At 35.6% G+C, this 24,535-nt stretch carries 26 protein-coding genes; 22 read left to right on the top strand and 4 right to left on the bottom strand.

Annotated elements, in window-relative coordinates; translation table 11 throughout:
• Nucleotides 1-31: 31 nt before the first annotated feature.
• The 3 genes from AC3HD6_RS08275 to msrA all read left to right on the top strand — a co-directional run bounded on the left by AC3HD6_RS08275 (nucleotide 32) and on the right by msrA (nucleotide 3,121).
• Complete coding sequence (locus tag AC3HD6_RS08275) at nucleotides 32-1,246, top strand: PepSY-associated TM helix domain-containing protein (RefSeq protein ID WP_488895906.1); 1,215 nt, start codon at nucleotides 32-34, stop codon at nucleotides 1,244-1,246.
• A 79-nt stretch (nucleotides 1,247-1,325) separates the two neighbouring features.
• Nucleotides 1,326-2,294, top strand: a complete 969-nt coding sequence (locus AC3HD6_RS08270) for an ROK family protein (protein ID WP_488895905.1) — start codon at nucleotides 1,326-1,328, stop codon at nucleotides 2,292-2,294.
• A 272-nt stretch (nucleotides 2,295-2,566) separates the two neighbouring features.
• The gene (msrA, locus tag AC3HD6_RS08265) at nucleotides 2,567-3,121 is read left to right on the top strand and encodes a peptide-methionine (S)-S-oxide reductase MsrA (RefSeq protein ID WP_488895904.1); all 555 of its coding nucleotides are present in this window, start codon (nucleotides 2,567-2,569) and stop codon (nucleotides 3,119-3,121) included.
• A 33-nt stretch (nucleotides 3,122-3,154) separates the two neighbouring features.
• Here the strand turns inward: msrA and AC3HD6_RS08260 are convergent, their stop codons facing one another.
• Nucleotides 3,155-4,015 carry a hypothetical protein gene (locus tag AC3HD6_RS08260; RefSeq protein ID WP_488895903.1) on the bottom strand — a complete coding sequence of 287 codons (861 nt, stop codon included), beginning with the start codon at nucleotides 4,013-4,015 and terminating at the stop codon, nucleotides 3,155-3,157.
• A 400-nt stretch (nucleotides 4,016-4,415) separates the two neighbouring features.
• Between AC3HD6_RS08260 and AC3HD6_RS08255 the strand changes: the two genes are divergently transcribed.
• The 8 genes from AC3HD6_RS08255 (at nucleotide 4,416) to AC3HD6_RS08220 (ending at nucleotide 9,426) form a co-directional block, all read left to right on the top strand.
• Nucleotides 4,416-4,577, top strand: coding sequence for a hypothetical protein (locus AC3HD6_RS08255; RefSeq protein ID WP_488895902.1), 162 nt, complete (start codon nucleotides 4,416-4,418; stop codon nucleotides 4,575-4,577).
• Between the two features lie 51 nt (nucleotides 4,578-4,628).
• Complete coding sequence (locus AC3HD6_RS08250) at nucleotides 4,629-6,290, top strand: tetratricopeptide repeat-containing sensor histidine kinase (protein WP_488895901.1); 1,662 nt, start codon at nucleotides 4,629-4,631, stop codon at nucleotides 6,288-6,290.
• 13 nt (nucleotides 6,291-6,303) lie between these two features.
• Complete coding sequence (locus AC3HD6_RS08245) at nucleotides 6,304-6,969, top strand: response regulator (protein WP_488895900.1); 666 nt, start codon at nucleotides 6,304-6,306, stop codon at nucleotides 6,967-6,969.
• A 127-nt stretch (nucleotides 6,970-7,096) separates the two neighbouring features.
• A complete protein-coding gene (locus AC3HD6_RS08240) occupies nucleotides 7,097-7,360 on the top strand; it encodes a hypothetical protein (RefSeq protein ID WP_488895899.1) in 264 nt (87 codons plus the stop codon).
• The gene (gene yidD, locus AC3HD6_RS08235; protein WP_488895898.1) at nucleotides 7,332-7,655 is read left to right on the top strand and encodes a membrane protein insertion efficiency factor YidD; all 324 of its coding nucleotides are present in this window, start codon (nucleotides 7,332-7,334) and stop codon (nucleotides 7,653-7,655) included. Before AC3HD6_RS08240 ends, yidD begins: the two co-directional genes overlap by 29 nt.
• Nucleotides 7,621-7,953, top strand: coding sequence for a YegP family protein (locus tag AC3HD6_RS08230; RefSeq protein WP_488895897.1), 333 nt, complete (start codon nucleotides 7,621-7,623; stop codon nucleotides 7,951-7,953). The genes yidD and AC3HD6_RS08230 overlap by 35 nt, the downstream gene beginning before the upstream one ends.
• Nucleotides 7,954-7,963: 10 nt before the next feature.
• The gene (locus tag AC3HD6_RS08225; protein WP_488895896.1) at nucleotides 7,964-9,031 is read left to right on the top strand and encodes a type I restriction endonuclease; all 1,068 of its coding nucleotides are present in this window, start codon (nucleotides 7,964-7,966) and stop codon (nucleotides 9,029-9,031) included.
• A gap of 77 nt (nucleotides 9,032-9,108) precedes the next feature.
• The gene (locus AC3HD6_RS08220) at nucleotides 9,109-9,426 is read left to right on the top strand and encodes a hypothetical protein (protein WP_488895895.1); all 318 of its coding nucleotides are present in this window, start codon (nucleotides 9,109-9,111) and stop codon (nucleotides 9,424-9,426) included.
• A 96-nt stretch (nucleotides 9,427-9,522) separates the two neighbouring features.
• On the opposite strand, the gene AC3HD6_RS08215 is transcribed toward AC3HD6_RS08220, so the two are convergent.
• The 3 genes from AC3HD6_RS08215 to AC3HD6_RS08205 all read right to left on the bottom strand — a co-directional run bounded on the left by AC3HD6_RS08215 (nucleotide 9,523) and on the right by AC3HD6_RS08205 (nucleotide 11,413).
• A complete protein-coding gene (locus AC3HD6_RS08215; protein WP_488895894.1) occupies nucleotides 9,523-9,972 on the bottom strand; it encodes a GNAT family N-acetyltransferase in 450 nt (149 codons plus the stop codon).
• Nucleotides 9,965-10,588 carry a ribosome biogenesis GTP-binding protein YihA/YsxC gene (yihA, locus tag AC3HD6_RS08210; RefSeq protein ID WP_488895893.1) on the bottom strand — a complete coding sequence of 208 codons (624 nt, stop codon included), beginning with the start codon at nucleotides 10,586-10,588 and terminating at the stop codon, nucleotides 9,965-9,967. Before yihA ends, AC3HD6_RS08215 begins: the two co-directional genes overlap by 8 nt.
• Nucleotides 10,589-10,651: 63 nt before the next feature.
• A complete protein-coding gene (locus tag AC3HD6_RS08205; RefSeq protein ID WP_488895892.1) occupies nucleotides 10,652-11,413 on the bottom strand; it encodes an alpha/beta fold hydrolase in 762 nt (253 codons plus the stop codon).
• 272 nt (nucleotides 11,414-11,685) lie between these two features.
• On the opposite strand from AC3HD6_RS08205, the gene mraZ reads away from it, so the two are divergent.
• The 11 genes from mraZ (at nucleotide 11,686) to AC3HD6_RS08150 (ending at nucleotide 24,523) form a co-directional block, all read left to right on the top strand.
• The gene (gene mraZ, locus AC3HD6_RS08200; RefSeq protein WP_045492316.1) at nucleotides 11,686-12,144 is read left to right on the top strand and encodes a division/cell wall cluster transcriptional repressor MraZ; all 459 of its coding nucleotides are present in this window, start codon (nucleotides 11,686-11,688) and stop codon (nucleotides 12,142-12,144) included.
• A gap of 46 nt (nucleotides 12,145-12,190) precedes the next feature.
• On the top strand, nucleotides 12,191-13,084 hold the full coding sequence (gene rsmH, locus AC3HD6_RS08195; protein WP_488895891.1) for a 16S rRNA (cytosine(1402)-N(4))-methyltransferase RsmH: 894 nt from the start codon (nucleotides 12,191-12,193) through the stop codon (nucleotides 13,082-13,084).
• 76 nt (nucleotides 13,085-13,160) lie between these two features.
• On the top strand, nucleotides 13,161-13,526 hold the full coding sequence (locus AC3HD6_RS08190; protein WP_068941378.1) for an FtsL-like putative cell division protein: 366 nt from the start codon (nucleotides 13,161-13,163) through the stop codon (nucleotides 13,524-13,526).
• The gene (locus tag AC3HD6_RS08185) at nucleotides 13,510-15,501 is read left to right on the top strand and encodes a penicillin-binding transpeptidase domain-containing protein (protein WP_488895890.1); all 1,992 of its coding nucleotides are present in this window, start codon (nucleotides 13,510-13,512) and stop codon (nucleotides 15,499-15,501) included. Before AC3HD6_RS08190 ends, AC3HD6_RS08185 begins: the two co-directional genes overlap by 17 nt.
• A 61-nt stretch (nucleotides 15,502-15,562) precedes the next feature.
• Nucleotides 15,563-17,023 (top strand): UDP-N-acetylmuramoyl-L-alanyl-D-glutamate--2,6-diaminopimelate ligase, encoded by a 1,461-nt coding sequence (locus AC3HD6_RS08180; RefSeq protein ID WP_488895889.1) that lies wholly within the window; start codon nucleotides 15,563-15,565, stop codon nucleotides 17,021-17,023.
• An 18-nt stretch (nucleotides 17,024-17,041) separates the two neighbouring features.
• Nucleotides 17,042-18,283 (top strand): phospho-N-acetylmuramoyl-pentapeptide-transferase, encoded by a 1,242-nt coding sequence (mraY, locus tag AC3HD6_RS08175; protein ID WP_068941371.1) that lies wholly within the window; start codon nucleotides 17,042-17,044, stop codon nucleotides 18,281-18,283.
• 61 nt (nucleotides 18,284-18,344) lie between these two features.
• The gene (gene murD, locus AC3HD6_RS08170; protein ID WP_488895888.1) at nucleotides 18,345-19,682 is read left to right on the top strand and encodes a UDP-N-acetylmuramoyl-L-alanine--D-glutamate ligase; all 1,338 of its coding nucleotides are present in this window, start codon (nucleotides 18,345-18,347) and stop codon (nucleotides 19,680-19,682) included.
• Nucleotides 19,683-19,704: 22 nt separating this feature from the next.
• Entirely contained in the window at nucleotides 19,705-20,943 is a 1,239-nt protein-coding gene (locus AC3HD6_RS08165; RefSeq protein WP_488895887.1) for an FtsW/RodA/SpoVE family cell cycle protein, read from the top strand.
• A gap of 64 nt (nucleotides 20,944-21,007) precedes the next feature.
• Nucleotides 21,008-22,111: an undecaprenyldiphospho-muramoylpentapeptide beta-N-acetylglucosaminyltransferase gene (gene murG, locus AC3HD6_RS08160; protein ID WP_488895886.1), complete on the top strand. Its 1,104-nt coding sequence runs from the start codon at nucleotides 21,008-21,010 to the stop codon at nucleotides 22,109-22,111.
• Nucleotides 22,112-22,117: 6 nt separating this feature from the next.
• Nucleotides 22,118-23,476 (top strand): UDP-N-acetylmuramate--L-alanine ligase, encoded by a 1,359-nt coding sequence (gene murC / locus AC3HD6_RS08155; RefSeq protein WP_488895885.1) that lies wholly within the window; start codon nucleotides 22,118-22,120, stop codon nucleotides 23,474-23,476.
• Nucleotides 23,477-23,545: 69 nt separating this feature from the next.
• On the top strand, nucleotides 23,546-24,523 hold the full coding sequence (locus AC3HD6_RS08150) for a cell division protein FtsQ/DivIB (protein WP_488895884.1): 978 nt from the start codon (nucleotides 23,546-23,548) through the stop codon (nucleotides 24,521-24,523).
• Nucleotides 24,524-24,535: the final 12 nt, after the last annotated feature.

The following is a 24,535-nucleotide window of genomic DNA, read 5'->3' as shown; positions in this document are numbered from 1 at the left end:
AAGTTTATCTTTGCAGAACTTTAACTGTAATATGAAAAAAAATCATCACCACAAAAAGAAAAAAACTGGATTTTTTAAAAAATGGTCCGCAAAACTCCATTTGTGGTTTGGGCTTGTTATTGGGTTTTTAATCTTTATCATCTCTATTACCGGAGCATTATATGTGTTTAAGGATGAGGTAGAAAACTATACCCGAAAGGATGTAATCTACCACCATGAAAATAACATTGAGCAAAAGCAGGTTCTTCCCATTCGTGTTATGGAAAAAGCAGTAGCTGAACAGGTAAAAGAGAAATATCCGATCCATTGGGTTAATATTCCTATTGACAAGAAAATGTCCTATATGTTCTTCTGGTATGAACATAATACTAACGCCTGGAACTATTTTGATGAATTTCCTATCTATAAGCAAGCCTATGTAAACCCATATACAGGAAAAGTACTCAGAGTATATGATGAAAAGAACGGATTCTTCAATATTGTAAAAATGATCCACTGGAGCTATCTTCTTAAGCAGGACTGGGGAACTTATGTGGTTGGAATACCTGTGATTATTTTCATCATCATGCTCATTACAGGAATTGTTTTATGGTGGCCTAAGAATAAAGCAGCCAGAAAACAGCGTTTTTCTTTCAAATGGAAAAATATCAAGAGTTGGAAAAGGAAAAACTATGATCTTCATAATGTACTGGGTTTTTATGCTTCAATTTTTGCCCTTATATTCTCAATCACAGGATTATTTTATGCCTTCTTTGTGGTTCAAGCGATGATCTATGTACTATTTTCCGGTGGAGAAACCCAATATCCTGACTTCTCTCATATCAAGACAAAGGCTCCAATAGAAATGAGAACTGAAACTACTCTTGATAAGATCATCAACACTGTGGAAAAAAAATATCCTGATTCTTATGGCTTTGCCATAGATCTGGGGCATGAGCACATGGATGACCATGAGCATCCAAACTTTGAAGTATATGTAAAACACCTTACTTACTCTTATCACAAAAGCAGCAGCCTTATTTTTGATGAAAATTCAGGTGAATTGCTGCATACCCATGATCCAAAAGATAAAAACTTTGGGGAGAAGGTAGTAAGTGCCAATTATGATATTCACGTAGGGGCTATTTTAGGGCTTCCTACAAAGATTATTGCTTTTATTGTAAGTCTTATCTGCGCTTCTCTTCCGGTAACAGGTTTCATGATCTGGTGGGGGCGAAGAAAGAAAAAACCAGTAAAAACAGCTTAATCTTTTAAATAATACAAGGTTAATAAGCTATTAATACAATCTTTTTTATAATTTTAGCCCTTAGAATTTAATAATAGAAATGTCATTAATAGATTTATCAAAACAGGTTGCCCTTGGAGTTGACATCGGCGGAACCAATACCAAGTTCGGAATTGTAAACCACCGTGGAGAAGTTCTGGATAAAGGAAACCTTAAAACAGATGCCTATGATAAAGTAGAAGATTTCATCGATGCTTTATATGAACATGTATACCCTTTAATGGAAAAACATGGTGCTGAAAAGCACTTCGACGGAATTGGTGTAGGAGCACCGAACGCCAACTATTATAAAGGAACCATAGAATTAGCTCCCAATTTACCTTGGAAAGGCGTAATTCCTTTTGCTGAACTGATGACTGCAAAATTCAATCTGCGATGTACGGTAACCAATGATGCTAATGCAGCAGCTTTGGGAGAGATGCTTTTCGGAGCGGCACGCGGAATGAAAGATTTCATCATGATTACTTTGGGAACAGGAGTAGGAAGTGGTATTGTCGCCAACGGAAACCTGATCTATGGACATGATGGTTTTGCAGGAGAATTAGGACACACTATTGTAAAACCTGGTGGAAGAAAACACTGGAGCACAGGATCCGAAGGAAGCCTGGAAGCTTATGCTTCTGCTACAGGAATTACGATTACAGCTAAGAAAATGAGAGCTGAGTTCCCGGAATCTATGCTTAACCAATATCCTGAAGACGAAATCAACTCTAAAACAGTATATGAATGTGCAATGAAAGAAGACCCGATTGCCATTGAGGTTTTTAGATATACAGGACAAAAGCTGGGTGAAGCATTAGCCAATTTTGTAATGTTTTCTTCACCTCAAGCTATTCTGTTATTCGGTGGAGTAATCAAAGCCGGAGATTTTATCTTAAAACCTGCTAAACTTCATATGGAAAGGAACCTGCTTCCGATCTTTAGAAATAAAGTAAAACTAGTATTCAGTGAGCTGGACGAAGCCGACGCTGCTATTTTGGGAGCAAGCGCTTTGGTTTGGGAAAAATAACTGATACACTTATCATATTTAAAGCGATCTCATGATGAGATCGCTTTTTTTATTTGCCACGTAATTCACGAATGAATTTATTTAATGCATTTGTGGTCTAAAAAACAGCTCTTTTGTATAAACCCAGACTTACTTTTATCATTAGTATTATCTATGAAAACAATTCACTCTATCCGTATCAGAATCCATCAACTTTTTCTTACTTTTGATTAACATTTTCCGCAAACTTTACAGCTCAGGAAAATGTAATAAAACAATATAATTACCAAAAAATGGATAACAATAATTTAGAAACCATCGTTTTCGGTGGCGGATGCTTCTGGTGTGTAGAAAGCTGTTTCAATCTTTTAAAAGGTGTTGAATCTGCCATTTCAGGATATTCTGGTGGCCATAAAGACAACCCGACTTATCAGGAAGTTTGCACAGGAGAAACTGGTCATGCAGAAGTGGTAGAGATCACTTACAACCCTTCCATAATTTCTTACGAACAACTAATGGATGTTTTCTTCTTCTTACATGATCCTACTCAGCTTAACAGACAAGGAAATGACATCGGAACGCAGTATCGTTCTGTTATTTATTATAAAAATGCTGCAGAAAAAGCAAAAGCTGAAGAAGCCATTAAAGTTTCTCAGGAATCAGGAAGATGGCCAGGAACTTACGTCACTGAACTGGCTCCATTTGAAAAATTCTGGCCGGCAGAACAGTATCATCAAGGATACTACAATCATAACCCTACCCAGCCTTACTGCAGCGCGGTGGTAGGACCTAAAATCCAGAAGTTTAAAAAGTATTTTGGAGAACTGGGAATGTTGAATGCAGAGTAATAAAAAAAGCGAAGGAAATTTCCTTCGCTTTTTTTATTCAACAAGTTCTATTGAATCTTTTTGTTTTCCTGCATACTTATAGATAATAAGAGATGTGACTTTTCTTAATTCCCTTCCATTATCAGGGTCAATTCCATCATCTGTAAAGAATTCAACTTCATTATTATACTTTGAATACCAAGTTTTTCCAAGAGAATTCACATCAGTCAAGGTATCCTTCCTCATAATCTTTTTAAAGTGCAGCAATTTATGAGTATCCATAGCCACAATATCTATTCCTGGGCTAATATAACTGCTGTCTGTTCCAATATACATTTCTCCATTCCAATACATGTATTTTTTATCTGCCATTGGCATCATTCCTGACATAAAACCCAAAGAATAAGAAGACCCATTATTCATTTTCTTATTGCTAGAAAAATGTACACTCCCGGTTACAAGACACAAAATCAAAGTAATCTCTAAAATGCCAAGCCCATTTTGTTTTAAAAAATCAGGCATTTTAAAATGCTGTTCATTGGTAATATTGATATTTAATTTCGAGAATTTATCAGATATGGATTGTTCATCCTTATCAACAGTTATTTTAACTGTCGTTTTATTAGCTTCTTCATCTTTTTTGACAAACGTATTCGAAAAATCAATAAAATCCTTATAACCAATATATTCGCTAAGCTTATTAAGAATTAGCATATCCTTTATGTTGGCATCCCGGTCATCACGTATACAAGTATCATAATACCTCGTAAATGTCTTCTCATTAATCATAAAATTCATATTCTTTTCAAAATGATCAGACAATTCGGAAGCCCAACCACTCTTTGTGCTTTCCCCGGGAAAGTCTTCTCGAGCTTTATTGAATACCTCATGAATTAATAGTTTTTTCTTGGACATATATAGTTTTTTGAGTCTTTACAAAATAGGTGATTATTCATCATACCACATTACGGATTCCCATAAAGCCTTCATCGTCCATTTCGTGTCCATTGATGTCCAAAACGTGACTAACACATGCGTCACAGTTTGTCGCATCTTTGCTTCAGAAAATCAGTGAAAAACAAAACATTACAAAAACAAATTTACAAAACTGATTTCAAAATCACCAGATAAAACGGAGGGAAAACTCCGGGTTGGGAAGCAGATGTTTCTCCTCCGTTTTTGAAGGTTCACTTCCCAACAAATTAGAAGCGCTTCGAAATTTTAACTGTGTACTGCCCGAGATAAAAATGTCTTGGGAGGAAGAAAAACAATTTCAAACGAAAAAATTTTTAAGGAAATGATACAATTGATTTTAATGCTACTTGGACTAGCATTCTCAGATAATAATACCAATACAACAAACGATAGTAATACAACGCCAATTACAACACAGAACGGTACCAATCAAGGTGGTTCAGGCGTTGATCCGGGTGATACAGGTGGTGATACAGGTCCTGTAAGACCACCAAAAATATAAGTTTTAGCAAACCACTCTTTTTATGAGTGGTTTTTTATTTATTTTAGTGGGATGATGAAATATCTATTTTTTTGCCTACTAATTCTTGTTTCCTGCGGAAAAGATAAGAAGGGTGACCCTACAGCAACAGAAGGTAATGATAGCTTGTATAAAGAGGGAATTGCCCTAGTACAAAATGATAATATCAAGGCCTACTCAAAATTTCAGCAGGCTATTATTCATTACAGCAAGCTAAAAGACTCTGTAAAAATTTCAAAGAGTTTAATCTATCAGTCTATTGTTCAAAACTACACTGGTGATTATCTGGGATCAGAAGCTACATTAGTGGAGGCTTTAAATTATATGAAAGAAGGTGACGAAAGCTATTATTCTGTGTATGGTAGTCTGGGAAATCTAAAATATGATCAAAAAGAATATTCAGAAGCAGAAAAATGGTATACAAAAGCGCTTGCAGAAGAAATTAAATCTATTGAAGAAAAGGCAAATCTCATCAACAATAAATCCGCAAGTGAATATAGACAGGGAAAGTATACCCATGCCCTAAAAACATTGGGTCAAATTGATCTAACAAAAATTTCAGATAAAAATCTTATCAATAGAATTAAAGAAAACACCGTTTATATTCAATGGTTACAGAATAACAATTATCCCGCTCAGAAAGAATTTGAAAGCCTATTAACCGATAAATTACAAAACAATGATCTGTGGGGAGCCAATTCCAGCTATGCTCATTTATCAGAAATCAATCAAAAAAAAGCTCCGGAAGCTTCTTTAAATTATGCAAAAAAAATGCTTCAAAATGCTATTAAAATCAAAAGTCCCGAAGATAGACTTGAAGCTATGGAAAAGATTATTGCTGTAGACACTCCATCAAACTCCAGACAGAATTTCAAAGTTTATAAAATCCTTTCAGACAGTATTCAGAGAAGTAGAAATGATTATAGGAATGGGTTTGCATACATCAAATATGATAGTGAGAAAAAAAATGCAGAAAATCAGACGTTAAAAACTCAAAATGCAGAAAGCAAGATCAAACTATTACAACAAAATGTTATATTAGCAGCTTTATCACTACTGTTAATTAGTGGTTATCTATGGAATAGGCGAAGAAAGAAAAGACTTCAAAAAGAAAAAGAGCTTGAAATAAAAAACACTCAGCTCAAAATGTCTAAAAAAGTCCATGATGTAGTAGCCAATGGGATCTATCAGGTAATGACCAAAATTGAAAATCAAGAAAATTTTGATAAAGAGAAGGCTCTGGATGAATTGGAATTTGTTTATGAAAAATCCAGAGACATTTCGTATGAAAAACCGGAGATTAAGGATACTGTAGAATTTGCTGAAAAAATATATAATCTCATTCACTCCTTTAATAGCGATAAAGTCAATCCTTTCCTGACCGGAAACAGCCAAACCTTATGGAATGATGTAAATAGAACGGCTCAAAGTGAAATTTTCCAGGTTATCCGTGAATTGTTGGTCAATATGAAAAAACACAGTCAGGCCAATCTTGTAGGTTTTAAATTTGAAAAAAATAATAACCGGATAAACATTCAGTATAAAGACAATGGAATTGGAATACCAGGAGAAATTATCCATGGAAATGGATTATCAAATACGGTTTCCCGTATTGAGAAAATAAAAGGGACCATTATTTTTGACAATACAACAGAAAAAGGATTGAAAATCAATATTTCATTTCCTATTTCTTAAAATGAAAAAAGAAATGTTCAAAAAAATTTTAATAGCCGAAGACCACGAAAGCAGCAGTATTTCTGTACAAAGAACACTGGAAGATCTTAATATTTCCAACGCAGATTATGTGTATTATTGTGATGATGCAGTAGCTAAAATTCAAAAATCAATCCGGGAAACAGATTTCTATGACTTATTAATTACAGATCTTTCCTTTGAAGAAGATCATCACGAACAAAAGATTAAAGACGGTAAAGAACTCATCAAAGCCGTAAAAGAGCTACAACCTGCCTTAAAAACAATTGTTTTTTCTTCTGAACATAAATCCGGTGTTATCAATTCTCTTTTTACAGAATATGGAATCAATGGATTTGTTCGTAAAGCAAGAAATGATGCCAAAGATTTAAAAAAAGCAATTGCTTCAGTATATGAAGGGAACAATTATCTCTCACTTGATCTTAAACAGGAAGTGAAGAAACTAAACAGCTATGAGTTTTCAGAATATGACATCACTCTTGTTTCTCTCTTAGCGCAAGGGGTTCTTCAAAAAAACATACCTGTCTATCTTCAAAATAATAATATCAAACCCAACAGTCTGAGCAGTGTAGAGAAAAAACTCAATAGTCTGAAAGAAGAACTTGGGATTACCAATAATGAACAGCTTGTCGCTTTTTGTAAAGATTTAGGAATTATTTAGACTATAAAAACCAACTCAATTTTTTATACAACCTTTCAATATTTTTGAAAGGTTTTTTATTTTTACGGGTTCCCGTAAGGATTGGTTTTTAAAGGGTTATATTTTTGACCCATAAATAAAAATAATCATGGAATACAAAGTAGTACCATTTGTTGCCACTGCAAATCAACAAAATATGAGTTCAAAAAATATTGCAGAACAACTAGAGAATTTAATAAAAGTGAACACTAGTGACGGCTGGGAATATCTAAGGTTAGAAAGTGTATCCACATATATACAACCTGTTGAAGGATGCTTTGGACTTGGTCATAAACCAGGCTATATGACATCTTACCAAATGGCTGTTTTTACAAAAAATAAAAATGAAAAATCTATTAATACTTCTTATTAAAGTCTATTGGTTGGTAACTCCACCTGCAAAAAGAAGAAAATGTATTTTCAGAACAAGTTGTTCCAAACACGTTTACGGAATAACAACAAACGAGGGATTCGTTGCCGGGTTAAACGCTTTCATATATAGATTTAAAAACTGCAGATCTGGCGCATATATTTTGGAGAGTCCCTCAGGAGAAACTCAAATCATTTTACCTAATCAACAAATTCTTAATGAAATAGAAATTTCAGAAAAGTTTATTAAAAATAAAAACAATCATGGGAAAATTTGTGATCACCCGAAGAGCAGATAAAGAATATCAATTCAATCTGAAAGCCGGAAACGGAGAAAATATCCTAACCAGTGAAGGCTATGTTCAAAAAGCTTCATGTCATAAAGGTATAGAATCTGTAAAGCTCAATTCTGTAGAAGACTCAAAATATGAAAGAAAAGTCTCAGTAAATGATAAAGACTATTTTGTTTTGAAGGCTCGAAACGGAGAAATTATTGGTAAAAGTCAGTTATACAGCTCTAAGACAGCAATGGAAAACGGTATAGCTTCGGTAAAAAGCAATGCCCCTGAAGCAGAAATAATAGATGAAACCCTTTAATAATAATATCATGGATCTAAAGATTAAACTTGAGCAATTACAACAAAAAGTTGTAGCACTAAAAGATCAGATTGCCACTGAAGAGGCTACTAAAAATGCTTTTGTAATGCCTTTTATACAAATTTTAGGATATGATATATTCAATCCTACTGAAGTCGTTCCCGAACATGTATGTGATATAGGAACAAAAAAAGGAGAAAAGGTAGATTATGTAATTAAAAACAATGATGAACCAATCTTTATCATTGAATGTAAGCACTGGAAAGAAAATGCCGATGCTCATAATTCTCAGCTTCACAGATATTATCACGTTTCTAAAACACGGTTTGGAGTTCTTACCAACGGTATTGTCTATAATTTCTATACCGATCTTGAGAAACCTAATATTATGGATGAAAAACCCTTTTTCACCATAAATATTGAAGATTTAAAAGATAGCTCCATTAAAATTCTTGAAAGCTTTACTAAGAAAGACTATAATCTTGAAAATATTCTGGATTCTGCTGAAGCTTTAAAATATATTAAAGCAATAAGAAAAGAATTTGAAAAAGAAATAGAGACCCCTTCTGATGAGATTGTTAAGCTTTTAGTGAATAGATTTTTTGATAAACCTATTACAGCCAGTAGATTAGTTTCTTTTAAAGAGTACACAAAAAAAGCATTAACAACCTCCATCAATGAATCTATTAGTTTTAGATTGAAATCTGCATTAAGTATTAATGAGCAAATTGAGAAGCTGGATGATGATATAAAAACGCCACAACCCATTGACGAGAATAACGATTCAAGAATTGTTACTACCGAAGAAGAACTTGAAGGTTTTCAAATTGTAAAAGCAATTATGAGAGAAAAAATTCCTTCAACACGTATAGCCTACAGAGATACACTATCTTATTTTGGAATTTTGCTGGACGATAATAACAGAAAACCACTTTGTAGACTTCATTTCAACACCACTAATAAGTATATAGAAACATTTCATAATGGCAAGGATGCTGGTGAAAAAGTACTGCTTGGTAACCTTGATGAAATCTATAATTTTAGAGAAGAGCTCCACAAAACATTAGAAAATTATTAAGATTCATCTATCCACCCACAATAAAAAATTGTTTCAATAACCATGAAAACTATTTATATAATCAAAAAACAAATACTATGAAAAAACTACTTTTTACAGGTCTTCTAGGCCTTGGCTTATTATTGCCTACAAGCATTTTGGCATCTACCAACAATACTGCTTCAACAACAGAATTTACTAAAAACCCTGGAAAAGGAAAAACAAAGTCAAGCAAAAAAAGCAAATCGAAAAGATCAAGTTACACTCCCTCAAAATCTTACACTTCAAGTTCAAGAAGTAAAGGCTGTACTTACAATGGGAATCAACTATATGTTGGGTCAAGAGGTGGATGTTATTATTACTCAGGAAACAGTAAACAGTATGTAGATAGATCTTATTGTGCCGGATGCAATTAAAATGCAAAGCTAATAACCATGAAATTCAAATAATCTAAAAAAACACTCAACATATAACCATTGAAAAAGGTATCCCATCTGAGATACCTTTTTTCTTTATTTTCTAATCATTTCCGTATGCGGAATATCATCCTCCAGATATTTCTTTCCAGTATCTTCAAAACCGAAATCACCATAAAATCTCAGCAGATAATCCTGTGCTGAAATTCTGATTTCAGAAGTATGAAAACGATTTTCTATGATATCTACAGCATATTTAATCAATAGCTTTCCTAAGCTTCTTCCTCTGCCCTTTTCTGATGTGAGAACCCTTCCAATAGAAGTTTCATCATATTTTATTCCTTTATCAAAAATACGGCAGTATGCCAATACATTTTCGTTTTCTTCTGCCCAGAGGTGAACTGCTTTCTGATCATAATTATCCAAATCAGGATACGGACAGTTCTGCTCTATAACAAAAACATCAATGCGGGCCTTCAATACAGCATACAGTTCAGGAACTGTAAACTCATCAAAGGTTTTTACTTTCCAAACAATACTACTCATCGAAGCTTACTCCATTTTGAGTTAAAAAATCATTCGTCTTTTCAATAAAATTTAAAATAGCATCACCACCCTCTTTCTTTTCAGCTGAAGTGATATATAATTCAGGAAGATCTTCCCAGGTTTTATGCAATTCCAATTTATAATCTTCAACGTTTTTGATGACAGCATTGGGCTTCAGCTTATCTGCTTTTGTAAACACAATTGAAAACGGAACACCGCTCTCTCCACACCATTGCATAAAATCAAGATCTATAGCCTGAGGCTTATGTCTAATATCTACCAATACAAAAAGATTCACAAGATTTCTTCGGTTCAGGATATAATTGGTAATCAGTTTCTCAAAATCCTTTCTCTGAACTTTTGAAACCTTTGCATATCCATATCCAGGCAAATCGGTAAGATACCAGTTTTCATTCACGTAAAAATGATTGATCAGCTGAGTTTTTCCAGGAGTTTGAGACGTTTTTGCAAGATCCTTGTGATTCATCATTGCATTGATTAATGACGATTTTCCCACATTAGATCTTCCGATAAAAGCATACTCAGGGATATTCGGCTCAGGACATTCCTGCCATTTTCCACTACTTTTTATAAACGTTGCTGTCTTAATAATCATCTTGAATATATTTTAGAAAAATAAACCATTAAGAAAAGCTCTTAATGGTTATTTGTTATGTATTTAAACTTTATCTTTTATCCAGTTATATAGGGTTTCATTGAATTCATCCGGCTTTTCCATCATTGCAGCATGACCGCAATGATCAATCCAGAACAAATCTGAATTTGGAATAAACTTATGCATATCCTCCGCTACTTCCGGGGGTGTTACATTATCCTGCTTCCCCCAGATCAGACATGTGGGTGTCACAATCTTTGGAAGGTCGTTCAGCATATTGTGTTTGATGGCACTTCTTGCCAGCATTACTGTTTTTATTCCTTTCATTCTATCATTTACCACTGCAAAAACTTCATCTACAAGATCTTCAGTAGCCACTTTTGGGTCATAAAAAACTTCTTCTGTTTTCTTTCTGATATAAGACCTGTCATTCTTTCTTGGAAAACTGTCCCCAAAAGTTCTTTCGTACAAGCCTGAACTACCAGTCAGAACAAGGTTCTTTACCAGATCAGGTCTTGCCAAAGTTAAAATAAGTCCTACATGACCTCCCATTGAGTTCCCAACAATAGTAACGGGACCAGAAATATGACTTTCTATAAACTTGATGATATATTTTGCGATAGTGGTAAGATTGGTATTGAGTACCGGCAAATCATAGATGGGCAACTGAGGAACATATACTTTGAATCCTCTGTCCGAAAAAAAATCTACCATTTTATCGAAATTACTCAAACCACCCATTAATCCGTGCAACAGCACTAATGGATGTCCTTCCCCAGCCTCCACATAGGAATATTTCTTTTCTTTTTTTGTACTAAATATCATATAATGCCTTAATAAAGCCCTGCAAAAATACAAATTAAACCTCAAAAATATTTTGATTATCCTAATTTAAGATAAAAATAATACAATATTCTCCTTTTTAACTTTTTTTTTCAAAATCCCATTATTATGGCTTAAATAACACTTTTAACAACATTCTACATATCAACTAATTACATTCTTAGAACTCAATCTTTAATAAAACTTATTAACATTGAGTCAAAAAGTGGGAAAAAGTGGGAAATTTTGGAAATTATTATATAAATTTGTCCCAAATGAAAAATTTCATTGGGACATATGAGTGTAAAATTGACGACAAAGGCCGCTTAAAAGTTCCTTCATCTTTAATCAAACAGATGGAAAACTTCGACGATAAGGCGTTTGTAGTCAAAAGATCTGTGTTCCAACCTTGTCTGGAGGTCTATCCAATGAATGCGTGGGATAAACTGATGGGCAAAATTAATAAACTGAACAGATTCATAAAAAAGAATGCTGATTTCATACGAATGTTTACGGCAGGAGTAAAAACAGTAGAATTGGATAATGCAGGAAGATTACAGATTTCCAAAGACCTGATGACTTTTTCAAATCTTCAGAAGGATGTAGTAATCACCAGTGCAGGAGAACTTTTCGAAATTTGGGATAAAGAAGCCTACGAACAGGTAATTTCTACCAATGAAACTGATTTTGCCAGCCTTGCCGAAGATGTGATGGGTTCTTTTGACGAAGAATAGCTGTAAAGGTTATTAAAGATTTTATTAATAAAAAACACAATTAAGCATGTATCATAACCCCGTTTTGTTGAAGCAGAGTGTAGATGATTTGGTGACGAATCCTGACGGAATCTATGTGGACTGTACCTTTGGAGGTGGCGGCCACTCAAGGGAGATTTTGAGCAGACTTTCTGACAAAGGAAAACTGTTCAGCTTCGATCAGGATCTGGATGCGCTTAAAAATACAATTGATGATCCCAGATTTACATTAGTGAATCAGAATTTCAGATTTCTGGAAAACTCTTTATTAATGTATGGCGTTCCTCAGGTAGATGGTGTTTTGGCTGATTTGGGAGTTTCTTCTCATCAGTTTGACGAAGCAGACAGAGGATTTTCTACAAGAAGCAACGCTCCTTTAGACATGCGAATGAATGTCATGCAGAGTCTTGATGCTAAAAAAGTAATCAATGAATATGGCGAGGAAGAACTTGCAGATATTTTTTATTACTATGGAGAATTAAGAGAAGCCAGAAAACTGGCAAGAGATATTGTTCATCATAGAAAATCAAAAAGCATAGAAACTACTGAGGATTTGAAAAAGCTTTTCAGCTATCTTCCACCTCATAAAGTAAATAAATTCTATGCACAGCTTTTCCAGGCAGTGAGAATAGAAGTAAACCAAGAGCTTGAAGTATTAAAAGAAATGCTGGTTCAGGCTTTTAATGTTTTAAAACCGGAAGGAAGACTAGTGGTGATTTCTTACCATTCTTTAGAAGACCGTTTGGTAAAAAGATTCCTGAAAAACGGAATGTTTGAAGGAGAACCGGAAAGAGATATCTACGGAAACTATAAAAAGGCATTTGAATTGATGAAGAGCAAAGCAATCATTCCTGATGATAAGGAGATTGAAGAAAACTCAAGAGCAAGAAGTGCAAAAATGAGAACAGGAATTAAAGTTTAAAAGTGAATCGTCAATAGTGAATTTTAAAATTAGATTGACCATTGATATCACTACAAAGCAAATTGACTTAAATAAATTGGCAAAAAGAACAACAAATCGCCCCCAGAAAAGACTCACTTTTATAGATATTATAAAAGGAAACTTTCTGAATCGTGATGAGATCAAAATACATTACAAGTATTTTCTCTTGTTGTTTATCTTGATGATGGCTATGATTTACAGTAATCACCTCGTCAATAAAAAAATTAAAATTGTAAACACCTTAAAGGAGGAAACAGAAGAATATAAATCACGAAATGCTTACGCCCAAAGTAAGCTGATCAAGGTAAAAATGGAATCAGAGTTGGGGAAAGAGGTTGCACGGGACTCATTAATGACCCTCGAAAACCACCCTCATAAATTGCTAATAAAACTGGACAGTACAGATGCAAAAGCAAAATGAATACGACAATAAACGTAAAAAAACGTTACGATGGGGCTACCTCTTTGCAGTGGTAGCTTTGTGCGTGTTTGTAATGTTCTTGGCAAGGATTGTTATCCTTCAGAATACCAATGTGCAGGAAATTAAGGATGATTATATCAACAAAAACTATCGCGAAGCCACTTTAAAGGCTGCCCGTGGTAATTTATTCGCTTCTGACGGATCTATTTTAGCTACAACCGTGATGCGCTACGATATCTATCTTGACTTCAAAACAATGAAGGATACGATCTACAGCAATAACATCGGAGCATTAACGGATTCCCTGAGCAAAATGTTCGGAAAATCCAGAGGAGAGTTCAGACAAAAATTTGATGAGCAGAAGAAAAAGAAAAACCAATATTATACCCTGGTAAAAGGACTTGATTTTGACCAATACGACAGAATCAGAAATTTCCCGATCTTTAAAAGAGGTAAAAACAAAGGCGGATTCATTGTAGACAGAAACTACAAAAGAGAGCTTGCCACTTCTGAAATCGGAGCCGGAACCATCGGTATGGATAACGGAGAACTCAAGTCCGGACTGGAAGGAGCATTCTCAAAATACTTAACAGGTACTGATGGGAAAAGACTAGAACAAAGAATCAACTCTTCCCAATGGAAACCTATTGACTTCTGGAAAGTTCAGGAACCCATTGATGGAGAAGATGTATATACAACCTTAGATCTTAGAATTCAAGATATTGCACACTCTGCACTACAGAAACAGCTGATCCATTACGAAGCTAAACATGGAACTGTAGTAGTGATGGAAGTAGAAACCGGAAAAGTACGAGCCTTAGTTAACTTAAGAAGAACTGAATCAGGAGAATACGAAGATTCTTACAACTATGCGTTAAAAGATAATATCGAACCGGGATCCACTTTCAAAACCATTTCGCTTTTAGCAGCAATGGATGATGGGTTTATTGATGAAAATTCAACTGTAAACGTAGGAAATGGTGTCTGGACCTATGCAAAACAAAGAATTTCGGATGGCCACGGTGGCGGGACTTACGATATCAGTGATGTATTAGCCAAATCCAGTAACGTAGGAACAGCAAAACTCATTACAAAGTTTTATGCTGAAAAACCACAGATCTTCCTTGACCATTTGAAACGTTGGAAATTATTTGATAAAATGGACATCGAACTTCCGGGAATCACAAAACCGAAGATTTTAACACCACAAAATAAAAGATGGAATGCCGCTACCCTTGCTTCTATTTCATTCGGATACTCTTCCAATGTTAACCTGCTGCAGCTGGCAACATTCTACAATGGAGTAGCTAACGGAGGTAAAATGCTTAAACCATTATTTATCGATAAGATCATGAAAGACGGAAAGGTAATGTATAGTGCCAAACCTGAGGTAATGGTCAACAAAATGGCATCTGAGAAGGCTATCAAAATGATGACCAATGCATTAACTAAAGCCGTAGAAAAAGGAACAGGACGAAGCATCTTCACTCCTAACCTTAAAATGGCTGGAAAAACAGGAACCGCAAGATTTGAATACTGGCTTCCTGGTCCAATGAAATACCGTGCATCATTCGCAGGATTCTATCCGGCTGATGCTCCAAAATATACGTGTTATGTAATGGTAAGTGAACCCAATACAGCAATTGGGTTTTATGGAGGACCTGTAGCAGCACCAGTGTTTAAGGAAATAGCAGGAAAAACCTTTCTGAAAACACCGCAAAACATTGAAAAAGAAATGCTGGTAGACAAAAAGGTAAACCTGAGCAAAATGGTAGAACCTAATGTAAAAATAGCAGTCAATGATAAGCAAATGCCCAATGTAGTAGGATTGATTGGTAAAAACGTCATCCCACAATTGGAAAACTTAGGATACCGTGTCGATTTTAAAGGAGTTGGACGAATCAAAGAACAATTCCCATTAGAAGGCACAACGATCAGTAAAAACCAGAGAATATATTTATCTCTACAAAATTAAAAAAACAAAGTCCAGAAGGGACGGCTTAACAAAAAATAGGATAAAGTCCTATTGATATAAAATGATAATAACAGAATTAGTAAACAGGATCCCAGTAATAGAAATCCATGGTGATAATAACCGTGAGGTATCAGAATTGGTGTTCGACAGCAGAAAGGTTACAGCAAACTCTCTTTATATTGCGATGAGAGGAACAGTAGTGGATGGACATTCATTCATTACATCTTCTATTGAAAAAGGAGCAACAACAATTGTTTGTGAAGAATTTCCTGAAACATTAGCAGAAAACGTAACTTATATTAAAGTTAAAGATTCAGCTAAAGCTTTAGGCCACCTTGCTTCTAACTTCTACGGGAATCCTTCTAGAAAACTGAAACTGATCGGAGTTACAGGAACCAACGGAAAAACCTCTGTTTCTACCCTTCTCTTTGATGTTTTCAGAAATTTAGGATATGATTCTGCTTTATTGTCAACCGTTGAAATCAGAATTGGGGAAGAAATTATTCCAGCTACTCACACAACTCCGGATGTTATTACTATCAACAAAATTTTAGCAGAAGCTGTTGAAAAAGGATGTGAGTTTGCCTTCATGGAAGTAAGTTCTCACGGAATTGCTCAAAACAGAATTGAAGGATTACACTTCAAAGTAGCAGGATTTACGAATCTTACCCACGATCATTTAGATTATCACAAAACATTCGAAGAATATTTAAAAACGAAAAAAAGATTCTTTGATGAATTAGAAGATACAGCCATTGCCATCACCAATGTAGATGACAAAAACGGTAATGTTATGCTTCAGAACACAAAGGCTACAAAGAAGTCTTATGCTTTGAAGACAATGGCAGACTACCACGGAAAATTACTGGAAGTGGATTTCAACGGAATGCTGCTGAATTTCAACGGAAAAGAATTCTGGACGACATTGACAGGTAAATTCAATGTATATAACCTATTGCTTGTATTTGGAATTGCAGAAGAACTTGGTTTCGAACAAGACGAAATTCTTCAAGCTATCAGCAAATTAAAAAGAGTTTCAGGAAGATTTGAAACCATGAAATCTGATGGCGGAATCTTCTTTATCGTAGACTATGCACACACTCCTGATGCTTTGGAAAACATTTTGGACAGCATCAACGATATCAGAACTAAAAACGAAAGATTAATCACAGTTTTCGGCTGCGGAGGAGACAGAGATCACTCCAAAAGACCTGAAATGGGAAATATTGCCACTAAAAAATCAACCTTGGCAATCATTACATCAGACAATCCGAGATCAGAAGACCCAGGACAAATTATAAAGGAAATTGAAGCAGGTGTTGAACCTCAGAACTTCAGCAAATACACCTCAATTCCAGACAGAAAAGAAGCCATCAAAATGGCCATAAAGTTTGCAGAACCTAAAGATATTATTCTCGTAGCCGGAAAAGGACACGAAAATTATCAGGAGATAAATGGCGTAAAACACCATTTTGATGACAAAGAAGTAATTAATGAGCTTTGGAAATTAATGTCCAAGTAATTATTAACAATTGAAACTATGCTATACTATCTATACGAATATCTAACAGACCATGGAATTCACGTTCCGGGCTTAGGAATGTTGAAATATATCTCCTTCCGTGCTGGAATGGCTGTGCTATTCTCTTTAATTATTGCTCTTGTCTACGGAAAAAGAGTCATCAATTACCTGAGAACAAAGCAAATGGGCGAATTAGTCCGTGACCTTGGATTAGATGGCCAGAAGCAAAAAGAAGGAACTCCTACCATGGGAGGACTTATCATTATTTTGGCGACCATTATTCCTGTATTGCTTTTTACAAGAATTACCAATGTATATATTGTGTTATTGTTGGTTTCAATGTTCTGGATGGGAGCCATCGGATTCCTGGATGATTATCTGAAGAAAATAAAGAAAAATAAAGACGGACTAAGCGGTAAATTCAAAATTGTAGGACAAGTTGGCTTAGGCTTAATTGTCGGGGTTACAATGTATTTCCACCCGGACATTACTGTTAAGAGAAAATATGCAGATGCAAAAGTAGTAAACAGAAACAATGTAGAGCAGAATTTCATGCCTACAGAAAAAATCACAGTTTCTACAGTACCTTTTGCAAAGAACAATGAGTTCGATTATAGCGGAATCCTGTTTTGGATGAATGAAAAAGATGCCCACGAATGGGCATGGATTGTCTTTATCCCTATCGTTATCTTCATTGTAACAGCCGTTTCCAATGGAGCCAATATCACAGACGGAATAGATGGCCTCGCAGCGGGAACCAGTGCCATAATACTGCTTACCCTTGCCCTTTTCGCCTATCTTTCAGGGAACATCATCTTTGCAGACTATCTCAATATCATGTTCCTTCCTAATATGGGAGAAACCACCATTTTCGCAGTCGCAATGGTAGGAGCAGTAATTGGGTTTTTCTGGTACAACACCTATCCTGCCCAGGTTTTCATGGGAGACACAGGAAGTTTGATGCTTGGAGGAGTTATTGCTGTTTTAGCGATTATTTTAAGAAAAGAATTATTGATTCCTGTTTTATGCGGGATTTTCTTGATTGAGAATCTGTCTGTAATGCTTCAGGTAATCGTTTTCAAATACAGAAAGAAAAAATACGGGTTGGAATATGCCCAAAACAATAGACTATTCAAAATGTCACCACTACACCACCATTATCAGAAAGACGGTTTCCACGAAAGTAAAATCGTAAACAGAATGATTATCATTGGAGTAATACTGGCAATTGTTTGTCTGATCACCTTAAAAATGAGATAAAATTAAAAGCTGTAAGTAATAAGCTTAAAGCTTAAAGCCTATAGCATAAAGCTTTTATAATATGAAAATAGTTGTTTTAGGAGGAGGAGAAAGCGGATGTGGAGCTGCTTATTTGGCCAAAAAGAAAGGTCTGGAAGTATTTCTTTCAGATAAAGGAGCCATTAAAGATAACTATAAGCAGTTTCTTACCGAAAATAGAATTGAATTTGAAGAAGGAAACCACAATGAAGAAAGAATTTTAAATGCAGATTGGATCGTAAAAAGCCCGGGAATCCCGAAAAAAGCAGAGATCATCAATAAAATTCATGAAAAAGGAATAAGACTTTCCTCTGAAATTGAATTTGCTTCTGAATTTACAGATGCTAAGATCATTGCCATTACAGGAAGCAACGGAAAAACAACCACTACTTCATTGATCTATTATATCCTGAAAAACGATGGATTAAATGTAGGTTTAGGAGGAAACATAGGCTATAGTTTTGCAAAACAGGTTGCTGATGAAAACCATGAATATTATGTGCTGGAAGTAAGCTCTTTCCAGTTGGATGATATTCAGAACTTCAGACCTTATATCTCTTTATTGTTGAACCTGTCTCAGGATCACCTGGACCAGTATAACTACAACTATGAAGAATATGCATTAGCAAAATTCAGAATCACTGAAAACCAGGAAAATGACAACTTCTTCATCTACAATAAAGATGATGAAATGAGCAAAAACCTGCTTGAAAAACTGGAAATAAAAGCGAAGATGATTCCTTTCTCCACAAAGGAGCAGCTTCCTGAAGGAGGTTTTGTGAATGATGATCAGATTTTGGTAAAAATGAAGGATGAGTTCTCCATGAAAGTGGAAGAATTATCCCTGCTTGGGAACCATAATGTTGCCAATAGCTTAGCAGCATCTATTGCAGGTAAAATATTGAAGATCAACAACGAAAGCATAAGACATTCATTAATGACATTCCAGGCTGTTGAACACAGATTGGAATTTGTAACTGAAACAGAGGGTGTAAAATACATCAATGACAGTAAAGCAACCAATGTGAATGCAACGTACTACGCTTTAGAAAGTATGAAAACCCCAACCGTATGGATCGTTGGCGGATTAGATAAAGGAAATGACTATACTGAAATTGAAGATTTAGTCAAAAGAAAAGTAAAGGCAATTGTTTGCCTTGGAGTTGATAATAAGAAGATTATAGACTTCTTTAAAGATAAAAAAGAGTTTATCTATGATACTTCAAGCATGGAAGAAGCCGTGAAGATATCAAAATCACTGGCTAAAAAAGGAGACACCGTTCTGCTTTCCCCATGCTGTGCAAGCTTTGATTTATTCAAAAGCTATGAAGACAGAGGACGCCAGTTTAAAGAACAGGTATTAAAAGCCAATGGCCATTAGCCAAAAGCCAATAACATTAATTATGGACGAGCAGAATACAGAAACCAGATTTGAATTTCTAAAGGGCGATAAAGTACTTTGGATGGTCATTCTTGTGATCTCCATTTTCTCTATTTTCCCTGTTTACTCTGCAAGTTCAAACCTGGAATATATTGTGAATAACGGAACCACCACAGGCCACGTTATCAAACATATGTTCTTTGTAATGCTGGGATTGGCCATTATGAGGCTTGTGGGAACAATTAAGTATGAATACATCGGAAAGCTCAGCAGCATCCTTCTGGGACTGATGATTGTTTTGTTGATAGTAACCATGTTTACCGGGCAAACCATTGACGGAGCCAGTGCTTCCAGATGGTTGAAAATTCCGGGAACCCCTATCTCCTTCCAGCCGTCATCATTTGCCTTCCTGATGTTGATTATCTATTTATGCAGATACTTAACCAAGAAGATCACAAGAGAAAGGCTTCCAATAGAGAATATCATGTATATTTTCGGACCTATTCTTCTTGTTTTTGTACTGGTAGCAAAAGATAACGGTTCTACCGCACTAATGATTCTGATGGTTTCAGTAATCGTTTTGATTGTTGGACAGCTTCATTGGAAATACATTGCAGGCTTTATTTCAGCCTCATTTGTAGCCATTGTATTCTTTCTGTTGATTGCATTAAATACCAATATGATTGGCGGAAACCGTGTTCACACATGGATGAGCCGTATTGAAACCTTTACATCAAGCAAAGCTAAATCAGCAGATACCGATGATGAAAGCGTGAAAGCCAAAAACTATCAGGTAATGCAGGCCAAAGCAGCCATCGTACACGGCGGAATTACCGGAATGGGACCAGGAAAAAGTGCATTAAAACAAATGCTTCCACAATCTGCATCCGACTTTATCTTCGCCGTTATCGTAGAAGAATATGGAGTAATAGGAGCTGCCTTCCTCATCAGTCTCTATCTGATTATGATGATAAGGATTGTGATGATTGCCAGTAAAATGCCCGCTTTCTTCGGATCGTTGCTGGTGCTCAGTCTCGGGGTAATGATTTTTATACAGTTATCAGTAAACATTGCCGTTGCAGTCAATCTGATCCCGGTAACAGGACAGCCATTACCATTGATTAGTTACGGAGGAACTTCAATGCTGGTGACCTATTTACAGTTAGGAATTATCTTAAATATAAGCTCAAGAATTCAGATTTACGATGAAGAAGGAATGGGCAAAAAACAAAGCATCGCAGAAATAAACGATATCGCATAAACCAAAAGAGTCCCAAGGGGACAATTAAACAAAAAATCGGACGCAGGTCCAATTATACTAAACAATGAGCAAAAAACTAAAAATACTACTATCAGGCGGAGGAACAGGAGGACATATCTTCCCTGCCATCGCCATCGCTGATGAAATCAAGAGCAGATTTCCTGATGCAGAATTTTTGTTCATTGGAGCCAACGGAAAAATGGAAATGGAAAAAGTTCCGCAAGCAGGCTACAAAATTGAAGGAATTGATATCGCCGGATTCAACAGAGGAAACCTATTATCCAACTTAGGGCTTCCTTTTAAGATTCTGAAAAGCTTGTCCAGATCTAAAGACATCATCAAAAACTTCAAACCGGATGTTGCTATAGGAACAGGAGGATTTGCAAGTGGCCCCGCTTTATATGAAGCTACCAAGTTGGGAGTTCCTGTTTTTATTCAAGAACAGAATGCCTATGCTGGAGTAACCAACAAAATTTTAAGTAAAGCAGCTAAAGCGATATTTACAGCATATCCGAAAGTAGCAGGATTTCCTGCAGAAAAAATAAAATTCCTGGGAAATCCGATTCGTTCCACGATTATTACTGGAATGCAGGACACCACTCAGGCAAAACAAAAAATGGGATTACATAAAGATAAACTTACCATTCTATCCGTAGGTGGATCTTTAGGCTCCAGAACATTAAACAATGCCTGGGAATCTCATTTAAAAGAAATTGTAGACAAAGACTATCAGCTCATCTGGCAGACAGGAAAGCTTGATTATAAAGATATTATTGAAAAAACAAAAGATACTGTAACCAGAAATATTCTGATCCGTGAATTTATCAAAGACATGGAACTAGCATATTCTGCAGCAGATATCATCGTTTCGAGAGCCGGAGCCATTGCCATTTCAGAGTTGGCAGTAGCACAAAAGCCGGTATTATTGGTGCCATTCCCATTTGCGGCAGAAGACCACCAAACTAAAAATGCCATGAACCTGGTTGAAAAAAATGCTGCCAGAATGGTAAAAGACTCTGAAATGCAGGAAAAATTCTGGAATACATTATCAGAAATCTGCGAAAACGAAAATGTAAGAAAAGAAATGTCCGACAATCTTGAGTATTTTGCTAAGCCAAATGCCACGAAAGAGATTGTAGATGAGATATTTAAATTTATAAATAGATAAAGGAAAATGAAGAATTTAGAAACATATCAAAACTTTTACTTCGTTGGAATCGGAGGCATCGGAATGAGTGCTTTAGCACGCTATTTCCATGCGTCTGGAAAAAAAGTATTGGGTTACGATAAAACCAACACCAAGCTTACCCAGAATCTGATGCAAGAAGGAATTGATATTGTTTTTGAAGATCTTATAGACGAAAGAATTACATCCCTTCAAAAAGAAGATACATTGGTAATCTATACCCCTGCTATTAAAACGCTTGGAATCTTAGATTACTTCAACCAAAATCAGTTTGAAGTGTTGAAACGCGCAAAAGTTTTAGGCTTAATTACTGAAAATACAAACTGCATCGCAGTAGCGGGAACCCATGGTAAAACAACTACATCTACTCTGGTTTCTCACTTATGCAAGGAAGCAGACCTTCCATTCTCATGCTTTTTAGGAGGTATTTCTGAGAATTTTAAGTCAAACTTCCTCTATAACGGGTCTACCTATTCAGTAGTAGAAGCAGATGAATATGACAGAAGCTTCCTGAACCTTTCTCCGGACTGGGCAGTAGTTACTTCAACCGATGCAGATCACCTGGATATTTATGGAGACAAAAGCCATATTGAAGAGGGTTTCAGACAATTTGCAGCATTAGTACCTGAAGACAAGCAGCTATTCGTAAGAAAAGGAATTGAAATTGGAAGAGCTCATCAAACCTATGCTGTAAACGAAAAGGCGGACTACTACTCAGATCACCTGAGAATGGATCATGATAAGATTTATTTTGACTTCCATACTCCAACAGAAACTATAAAAGATTTTGTTTGGGAGATTCCGGGAATCCATAATGTTGAAAATGCTACAGTAGCATTGGCAATTTTACACAATTTGGGCGTAGATTTTGATACGCTGAAAAAAGCAATTGCTAATTTTAAGGGAATTAAAAGAAGATATACCAAGCATTTTTACGAAAATGGTAAAATTTATATAGATGATTATGCTCACCACCCAACAGAAATCAATGCGGTAATGAGCTCAATTAAAACATTTTACCCCAACAAAAAATTATTGGTAGCCTTCCAGCCACACCTATTTAGCAGAACAAGGGATTTTGCAGAGGGATTTGCAGAAAGCCTGAGTAAAGCAGACGAATTGATCTTATTGGACATTTATCCGGCAAGGGAGCTTCAGGAAAATTTTGAAGGAATTACCTCAAGCTGGCTACTGGAAAAAGTAACATTAGATAAAAAAGAAGTATCCACTTTATCCGATGCTTTTGAAAAAATAAAAGAAAAAGATTTTGATATCCTTCTTACGGTAGGTGCAGGGAATATAGACACCCTATACGACCCTATCTGCGAATGGATAAATAAATTGTAAAAAGTAATAATGTATTTATGTATTCATGAATACATTTTACATACATAAATACATGAATACAAAAAATGTATGAAAAATAAATACAGAATATTAAAAATTGTTGTCACCGTAATCATCCTTGGGTTGTTACTGAGTTTCTCATTGAAGAGATTCGGTGGCCAGAAGATTACAGATAATAAGATTTCTGTAAAAATGAATGAAAAAACTCCGGTTTACTTTGTGGATGAAAAAGACATCCGAGAGATTGTAAAAAAGGAGAACCCATCAGGAAAAGTAGGAGATCTGAACATTCCGGCATTGGAAAAAAAGATCAATGCACTTCCGGCTGTAGACAGTGCCAATGTCTATCTGAACCTCAACGGGAAGTTGAATCTGGATATCAAACAGAGAGTTCCGGTATTCAGACTCAATAAGGAAGGAAAAGACTTTTATGTAGACGAAAGAGGAGTTGAATTTCCTATTTCAAGAACCTATTCCCACCCATGTATGCTGGTTACAGGAAATGTACAGCCTGATGAATATGAAAAGCTAGCGGAACTGGTTGGAAAAATTGACAAAGATGACTTCAGTAAGAAATTCTTCATTGGAATTTCAAAAAGTAAAGACAGTTACAATCTCCTCACCAGCGAAGGCAACTACAGAGTAGAAATTGGAGATCTGGAAAATATTGATTTCAAAGTAAAAGGATTTAAAACTTTTGTAGAGAAATACCTAGTCTATCAGGATCCTCTAAAATACAGCATGGTTTCTGTAAAATACCAGAACCAGATTGTAACCACTCTAAACCCACACTTCAAGGAAAACGACAGTATCCTGAAGGCCGGTAAAATAGAAATGGCCAAAGCTCCCGCACTTACAGCTGCTGCTAAAAAGACGGATGCAAAGCCAAAGATTGCAGAAGTGAAAAAAACAAGCTCAACTCCGGCAAAACCGAAAGAGAGCACAAAACCTAAAACACAGGCAAAAGAAACAAAGAAAACAGAGAAAAAAACAGCGGCCCCGGCACAGTCCAAGCCAAAACCGAAACCAAAGGTGAAAATAGAATAAAAAAGTCTCAAA

The sequence above is a fragment of the Chryseobacterium sp. II3a genome (assembly GCF_057815135.1).
The sequence above is the reverse complement of the archived record's forward strand: the minus strand, read 5'-3'. Positions and strand labels throughout refer to the sequence as shown.

Coding starts and splice junctions, on each gene's coding strand:
- AC3HD6_RS08275 (WP_488895906.1), top strand. CDS start 32: ATGAAAAAAAATCATCACCACAAAAAGAAAAAAACTGGATTTTTTAAA.
- AC3HD6_RS08270 (WP_488895905.1), top strand. CDS start 1,326: ATGTCATTAATAGATTTATCAAAACAGGTTGCCCTTGGAGTTGACATC.
- msrA (WP_488895904.1), top strand. CDS start 2,567: ATGGATAACAATAATTTAGAAACCATCGTTTTCGGTGGCGGATGCTTC.
- AC3HD6_RS08260 (WP_488895903.1), bottom strand. CDS start 4,015: ATGTCCAAGAAAAAACTATTAATTCATGAGGTATTCAATAAAGCTCGA.
- AC3HD6_RS08255 (WP_488895902.1), top strand. CDS start 4,416: ATGCTACTTGGACTAGCATTCTCAGATAATAATACCAATACAACAAAC.
- AC3HD6_RS08250 (WP_488895901.1), top strand. CDS start 4,629: ATGATGAAATATCTATTTTTTTGCCTACTAATTCTTGTTTCCTGCGGA.
- AC3HD6_RS08245 (WP_488895900.1), top strand. CDS start 6,304: ATGTTCAAAAAAATTTTAATAGCCGAAGACCACGAAAGCAGCAGTATT.
- AC3HD6_RS08240 (WP_488895899.1), top strand. CDS start 7,097: ATGGAATACAAAGTAGTACCATTTGTTGCCACTGCAAATCAACAAAAT.
- yidD (WP_488895898.1), top strand. CDS start 7,332: ATGAAAAATCTATTAATACTTCTTATTAAAGTCTATTGGTTGGTAACT.
- AC3HD6_RS08230 (WP_488895897.1), top strand. CDS start 7,621: ATGGGAAAATTTGTGATCACCCGAAGAGCAGATAAAGAATATCAATTC.
- AC3HD6_RS08225 (WP_488895896.1), top strand. CDS start 7,964: ATGGATCTAAAGATTAAACTTGAGCAATTACAACAAAAAGTTGTAGCA.
- AC3HD6_RS08220 (WP_488895895.1), top strand. CDS start 9,109: ATGAAAAAACTACTTTTTACAGGTCTTCTAGGCCTTGGCTTATTATTG.
- AC3HD6_RS08215 (WP_488895894.1), bottom strand. CDS start 9,972: ATGAGTAGTATTGTTTGGAAAGTAAAAACCTTTGATGAGTTTACAGTT.
- yihA (WP_488895893.1), bottom strand. CDS start 10,588: ATGATTATTAAGACAGCAACGTTTATAAAAAGTAGTGGAAAATGGCAG.
- AC3HD6_RS08205 (WP_488895892.1), bottom strand. CDS start 11,413: ATGATATTTAGTACAAAAAAAGAAAAGAAATATTCCTATGTGGAGGCT.
- mraZ (WP_045492316.1), top strand. CDS start 11,686: ATGAAAAATTTCATTGGGACATATGAGTGTAAAATTGACGACAAAGGC.
- rsmH (WP_488895891.1), top strand. CDS start 12,191: ATGTATCATAACCCCGTTTTGTTGAAGCAGAGTGTAGATGATTTGGTG.
- AC3HD6_RS08185 (WP_488895890.1), top strand. CDS start 13,510: ATGCAAAAGCAAAATGAATACGACAATAAACGTAAAAAAACGTTACGA.
- AC3HD6_RS08180 (WP_488895889.1), top strand. CDS start 15,563: ATGATAATAACAGAATTAGTAAACAGGATCCCAGTAATAGAAATCCAT.
- mraY (WP_068941371.1), top strand. CDS start 17,042: ATGCTATACTATCTATACGAATATCTAACAGACCATGGAATTCACGTT.
- murD (WP_488895888.1), top strand. CDS start 18,345: ATGAAAATAGTTGTTTTAGGAGGAGGAGAAAGCGGATGTGGAGCTGCT.
- AC3HD6_RS08165 (WP_488895887.1), top strand. CDS start 19,705: ATGGACGAGCAGAATACAGAAACCAGATTTGAATTTCTAAAGGGCGAT.
- murG (WP_488895886.1), top strand. CDS start 21,008: ATGAGCAAAAAACTAAAAATACTACTATCAGGCGGAGGAACAGGAGGA.
- murC (WP_488895885.1), top strand. CDS start 22,118: ATGAAGAATTTAGAAACATATCAAAACTTTTACTTCGTTGGAATCGGA.
- AC3HD6_RS08150 (WP_488895884.1), top strand. CDS start 23,546: ATGAAAAATAAATACAGAATATTAAAAATTGTTGTCACCGTAATCATC.